This is a genomic window from bacterium, from assembly GCA_019695335.1.
GTDB lineage: Bacteria > CLD3 > CLD3 > SB21 > SB21 > JABWBZ01.
The window spans coordinates 1-6,774 of record JAIBAF010000108.1 but is presented as its reverse complement, the minus strand read 5'-3'; the positions used below and the strand labels follow the sequence as shown (position 1 = coordinate 6,774).

Below are 6,774 nucleotides of genomic sequence, written 5' to 3'. Positions count from 1 at the left end.
AATTCATTGCTCAATCCGGAATATATTCCACGGCTTTTTACAACTCATTTACAAGGCGTCACTGTTGCATTTCTAATTGTATTTTCATTGATATCGGTTTATATGATTAACAAAGCTTACGCATTGAGAAAACGTTTATGACGCCGTACGACATTGAAATAAATTCACCCGAGCGACGTCTGGCCTATATCCGAAATTTCAACATCCGACCGAACGCCGTTACGTTTTTGCTTGGCGAATCAGGAATTGGAAAAACTCTTATCACCAAAGCATTGTTCGGATTGCTCGACCGGTCTGGACTGACTATTTCGATTAACGGCACCGATTATTCCACTTACGCCGCATCTCCCGAAGTCAAAATATTGCAACGTGACGGCTTTTTTGTTTTTCAGGAGCCATCGTCACACTTCCATCCTTTATTTACGATTGGCGAACAAATCCGCGAGGCTTCGTTACAGGAAACCGGCGATGAACGTGAAATAGTTGATCACCTGTGGGGTAGCGCTAATATTGAATCGCTTTTGAACGTTTATCCTAAACCTTATCGACCGAGCGGCGGAGAAAAACAGCGATTTCTTCTGGTTATGGCTTTTAAGAAGATCAAAACGTTTCTTCGTAACACCGATGCAAAAGAAGCATTATTTATTTTCGACGAACCGACCGGGAGCCTAGATAATTATTATCGCAATCGGTTCCTGAATTTTCTTTTTGCCTGTTATCGTCAGAAACCTTTTACAGCTTTGATCATTACGCACGATTACTCCACAATCAGTCAGGTACAGCAACAGCATACCGACTTAGTTTCAAAAGTTGATTTTACAGAAATGTCTTATGAAAATGAGCAGCAGGTTTTGAAGTCATTTGCTCCGAAAACTTATACACACTGGCTCTTAGAACAAAAGGCGTTTCCCAAAGCTTCTGCCGAAGCGGTGGAATTACTTTATTTGGCAAGCGGTGTCAAAATTTTTGATCGACGACTTTCTTTTCATCGTCTTCCCGATGATACGGCGGAAGTGCCTTTGATTCTGAAGGCCGGTGAATGGATTTATCTGAAAGCACCGAGCGGAGTGGGTAAAACAACCGTTGCAAAAATCATAGCAGGTTTGCAGGCGGCTGAATCGGCCGATCTCCGTATTGATCGGATTCCTGTACCAGCAGTTTCAGAAAGATCGAAATGGAAACAACTATGGGGAAGGACGCTGACGATGGTTTTTCAACACGCTGATGAGTCATTGAATCAACAAGCTAATGTTGCGGATGCGCTCAAAGGTTTGCCCGTGCAAACATTAACTCCCGAGAGCGTCTGGAAAAATGTTCAGGCGATGTTTGGCAACAAGATTGAAAGAAAGTTTTTAAAACAAAAGATAGCTCATCTGAGCGGTGGACAGAAGCAGCGTTTGAATCTTTTACGGGCTTTGCTGTTAAATACTAAAATAATATTGCTGGATGAACCGCTGAACGGATTGGATTTTCAAAGTTTATCGTCGGTAATCGAACAGCTCCGTCAAAAGACCGAGGCCGGTGTAGGACAACTTGTCATTTCTCATAATGAAGAAATTTTTGACACACTCGTACCGAAAGAAAATATTTATTATCTGAAATCCGTTTGAAGAAATTTTATTTTTTTATTTTTTCAGAAAAGGCTTTTAATCCCTTTAAAGCGTCTTTTCTGATCTTTGTTTGAAGCCACGGCGTCCACCCCAGTAAAATCCCAACCGCCCCTAACGCCATTCGCGACCATTTCCAAATATCAAAAGTATCCGTATGTCTCACGATCAAACCGTTTCTGAATTCAAAAGTCGCTTCAATCACATTATGAACTTGTCGTCCGGTTTTTCCAAATGTGTAGCGTGCTTCCCACCGGGCTGACCCTTGATTATCATCGGCCTGAATCTCAGAACAAGTAACCGTCAAATCCTTGGCCCGTCCGCATAACATTCGCCACATATTTTTTGCATTTTCACCTTCCAGAATGCCGAAGGCAGGGTCGGAAAAAACGATTTTATCGTCGTATAGTGACACCATAGTTTCAGCATCTTTAGAATTGAAAGCAGTGTAAAATTTTTTGATCAGGTCGCTATTTGGATTCATCGTTTTTATTTTTAGTTATTAAATAAAAAAGCCTCGTCCCACTGACGAGGCTTTTTTACGCGAAAACAATTGATTACATCTTCGTTACGGCGTACGTCGTATTCAAATCGCGTGGTATCGCATTCATTTTTTCTATATCGGCTTTGATATCGGCCGTCACTTCGCCGTATTTTGCGAGAAATTGTTTAGCGCCTTCATAATTACCTTCGGCTTGCAGTTCAAGCAACGTCTTAGCCAATGCTGTGACGCCTGTATGGAATTTGTCAAAGTGAATGACCCAGTTACCTTTCTCATCCCGACCCAATGCGCCTTGTTCTTTTAAAAATGCCATCTGGGCGATGTTCGCTTGTCCGTGCGCATCTTCAGCTCCAAAACGGATCGATCGGAAAAGACCGACAAGATACGTTACGTAGAATTTTTTAATCATTTCATCGTCATAGATACCTTGACGTTTGAAATATTCCATGTTGTAGATGCCGACCACGTCCGCTTTTGCTTCTTCGAGCGGCGAAAACATCTCTTTAAGAGCTTTGCGAACTTCGAGTTTGTCATTGCCATATACATAACCGCGTCCGAGTGTGTGCGACACTTCGTGCATAGTTACAAACGTTGTGAAAGCATGCTTGTCAATATATTTCCGGTTTTCTTCCGAAATGATTTGCGTACCAATCGGCACAAGGATTTTTTCAAACTTGGCTTCCATCAGATTTTTATACATCTGTTTTTTTCCGCCGAATTCATCATGTACTTTCGGATCATTGGGCAGTGAAGCGGCAATTGTTTTGATGCCTGCCTGAAAATCACCGCCGAAGAAAGCGATATTAACCACTTCGAGGACATTGCCCTTGCCGGCGTTTTTTCGGATATATTCTTTTTTAGACGGTAAATTTTGTTCCAGTGCGTCAATATGTGACTGAAATACCTGCAATTCTTTTGTGCCTTCAGGGTCTTTTACCATCACGGCTGCTTCAAAAGCAGTTTTGTAATTAAACATACCATCTTCGTAATTTTCAACCGGCCCGATAACAATATCGACGTTATTGTCTTTGAGTTTCATCCACAAAACATCGGATTCATAATAATCGTCCGATGTTATGGCCTTGGCACGGGCAGCAAGATATTTTTTTAAAGATTCGTTTTCAGCTAATTCGGAAGCCTGGGTAAGCAGTTTAGCCATTTCGGCAATTTCATCTTTGTAATAGTCGTGATACGGAACGCCTTTGAGTTTATTACCGTCACGAACAACAACGGTGTATTGCCCGGTCAATTCTTTTTCCTGACCGGGATTGCCTTTGATATATTTTTCAAATTCTTCACGGGTCATATCGGCGGGATAAAAAGTTCCCCCGTCAGGACGCTTGGCCGAACCTTCGCCGACAAACCGTTCGCCGGTTATACGGTCATACGGACCGTACGAAATGTTGACATATTCCAAAGCTTCTTTGGAAGCCTGATCGGTTTTGGCAGCCAACATTTCCCGCGTGGGAATGGCATCGTAGGATGTTTGCTTCCAGAAAATCTTGTCAGCGTATTCGCCGGCTTTCACCAACAGTTTAACCATTTCTTTTTCTTTGGTCGAAAGTTGATCCATGTTAACGCTGATTTCGATTTTACCAAATTGATCGATTTTCTTTTGCATGTCGCTTTTCATTTCCTTCGGTTTATCGGTTGGCTTCTGACACGCTGCGAGACCGATCGCCAGCGCAGCGATCATCCAGATTCGTTTCATGAGATTCTCCTGTTTAAGTTCGCCACGACTTACAATGCATTGCAAGTGTTGCAAAATAAGCCGTGGAAGTATTTATTTCTTCGGATATTCAGGCGCTTCAGGCAACTCTTTACCTTGAGTCTTCAATTCTTCCAAAATAACTTCAATCGCTTTATTTAATTGTTCGTCTACGCCGGACATTTCTTTGAACGGATCGTTATCCACGACAATGTCCGGATCGACGCCGTGACCTTCGATAATCCAGTTTTTACCTTCAAGATCGTATCGCGAAAATTCCGGCTTATTCAAAAAACCTCCGTCGACAAATGGTAAACTGCCACGGATGCCGACTACACCGCCCCAACTGCGTTTACCAATGAGTTTTCCCATGTTATATTTTTTAAACCGGTATGGAAATAAATCGCCATCCGACGCAGAATATTCATTAAGCAAACAGACCATTGGTCCGACGATCATGTCATTCGGATCGGGCGTTTTCGATGCATTGCGCGCTATATCGATCATGACGATTTCCCTGCGCAAGCGCTCAATAAGCATCGGAGAAACATTGCCGCCGCCATTGCCCCGAACGTCGATGATCAACGCTTTCTTACGCAATTGAGGATAAAAATGTTTGACGAATTCATTTAATCCCGGCGTGCCCATATCGGGAACGTGAATGTAACCGACTTTGCCATTGGTTGCTTTGCTGACTTTGTCGATATTCGATTGAACCCAATTGTAGTAATACAAATCGCCTTCATCATCAGTAGGAATTACCGTTACTTCGCGGCTACCTTGTTCTGTCGGCTTCGAGTTTACTCTCAGAACTACTTGCTTATTGGCCGTATTGACCAATGCTTCATAAAGATTGTTCATTTCATTGGTCGGCTGCCCGTTGACAGCTAAAATATACTCGCCGACATTGACGTTAACACCGATTTCAGTCAGAGGCGAACGCGTTTGTTTGTTCCAGTTTTCGCCTTTCAAAATTTTATCGATTTTAAAAAACTTTGAAGCGGCATCGCGTGAAATTTCAGCGCCAAGCAATCCGAGCGGAATCTTTTTGACGGACGGTCTTTCACCGCCGCCGACATAGGAGTGGCCGATGTTAATTTCACCGATCATTTCACCGATGATAAATGTCAGATCATTACGGTGATTCACGTAAGGCAGTAAAACTTCGTATTTTTTACGGACGCCGGCCCAATCTACGCCGTGCATGTTCGGCGCATAAAAGAAATCACGCATCTGCCGCCAGCTTTCGTTGAAAATCTGTGTCCATTCTTCGCGGCGATTCAGTTTCATTTCCATTCCGGACAAATCTAATTTGTCTTTAAGATCAATTTTGCTTTTCGGCACATCAATGATCGCATACGCCTGCGATTGAGAAACGATCATTTTTTTATTATCGGCTGAAATGTCATAACCGTTAATTTGTCCGAGTTCAGTCTCTTTTTGCTCTTTCAAATCGAACATTAATAATACAGGCTTTTCATCTTTAGAACTGTTACGATTGTAGTAAACTTTGTCTTCAATACACGCAATGTTGAAGAAATTACCTGATGAAATCGGGAGGCCGATAATACGGTCTTTGATACCGTCGGTATCGACTTTCATCATTTCTTCTTTCTTTTCTTGTTTCTCGTCTTTTTTGGTTTCAGTTTTCGTTTCTTCTTTTTTGATAGTGACTTCGTCGCTCTTCGGCTTGAACGGCGATTCAGTATCTTTGGAAAGCGTGATCAGATACACTCTCTCCATATCTTTATAAATGTGATTCCATTCTGTCGCACCATAAATCGGGTTGAAATCACGGCCTGAAGCAAACATCAGGTATTTGCCGTCAGCGCTGAAATTCGGACTGTTGGAATCGTACCAACCGTCCGTCACTTCAAATGATTTTTTCTGATCCACTGAATAAAGATACACCTTATTCAGGCCTTCTTCTTCAGGTTTCGAATAGGTGATCCACCGGCTGTCCGGCGACCAGGCATATTGCGTAATTTCCCACGCTGTGGCCTTGACCACTTCAGTGATCGCTCCCGTACTCACATCAACATAACGGAGACGAAGCTTTTTATCCGCCCACATGATTTTTTTACTGTCTGGCGACCAATAAATCGTATAGTAATACGTATCGGCGCCTTTGGTAACCTGGGTGGGTTTGCCTTTGCCATCTTGAGGAAGAATGTAAATTTCATTTTCGCCCGATGCGTCGGATATGTACGCGATCCATTTCCCGTCCGGCGACCATTTTGAATTGCGTTCGTGTACTCCGGAAGAATTCGTCAAATTCCGTGTCGGCCCGTTTTTGGCCGGAACGGTGAAGATTTCGCCACGGGCGCCAAAAAGAGCACGTTTCCCGTCGGGAGAAATTTCATAATTCGTCACGCTTTTGCTGACATTGATCAAACCTCCGCGTCCGGATGAAAAATCTTCTAAAATTACAACCGGTACTTTTGCTGCTTTTTCAGTTGCAACGTCAAACCGGTAAATATAACCGCCAAGTTCAAATACGATCGCGTCTTTGCTCATGGAAGGGAATTTAATATCGAAATCCGTGAAAGTGGTAAGTTGCTTGGTTTGTTTCGTTCCGATGTCGTAAACAAAGAGGTTAAAACGTTTGGAATCGTCACGGTCGGAGATGAAATAAATTTTTTGACCGATCCACATCGGGTACAGATCCGATGCGTCATTGTTCGTAATGTTCTCGACAGTTTTGGCGGAAAAATCTGCAATCCAGATATCATCAGCCATGCCTCCGCGGTACCGTTTCCATGTACGGAATTCACGAAATACTTTATTATATGCCATCTTTTTATCGTCGGATGAAAACGAACACCAGCCACCACGCGGCACTGGTAATTGAGTCTGCATCTGGCCATCGGCAGAAACTGAAAATAATTGTCCTACAAAATCATTGAATGAGATCATGCGGGAGCGAAAAATAATTTCCGACGTCGTATTTTTCCACG

The 6,774-nt window shown here is 42.9% G+C and carries 4 protein-coding genes; 1 reads left to right on the top strand and 3 read right to left on the bottom strand.

What is annotated here, in order from left to right; translation table 11 throughout:
* Positions 1–137: 137 nt before the first annotated feature.
* Positions 138–1,610 carry an ATP-binding cassette domain-containing protein gene (locus K1X84_16375; GenBank protein MBX7153206.1) on the top strand — a complete coding sequence of 491 codons (1,473 nt, stop codon included), beginning with the start codon at positions 138–140 and terminating at the stop codon, positions 1,608–1,610.
* 7 nt (positions 1,611–1,617) lie between these two features.
* On the opposite strand, the gene K1X84_16370 is transcribed toward K1X84_16375, so the two are convergent.
* From K1X84_16370 to K1X84_16360, 3 genes are all read right to left on the bottom strand, one after another.
* Entirely contained in the window at positions 1,618–2,091 is a 474-nt protein-coding gene (locus K1X84_16370; protein MBX7153205.1) for a nuclear transport factor 2 family protein, read from the bottom strand.
* A 73-nt stretch (positions 2,092–2,164) separates the two neighbouring features.
* Complete coding sequence (locus K1X84_16365; protein MBX7153204.1) at positions 2,165–3,820, bottom strand: hypothetical protein; 1,656 nt, start codon at positions 3,818–3,820, stop codon at positions 2,165–2,167.
* A 72-nt stretch (positions 3,821–3,892) separates the two neighbouring features.
* Positions 3,893–6,774: PDZ domain-containing protein (locus tag K1X84_16360; protein ID MBX7153203.1), on the bottom strand; the 2,882-nt coding region annotated here is incomplete at its 5' end.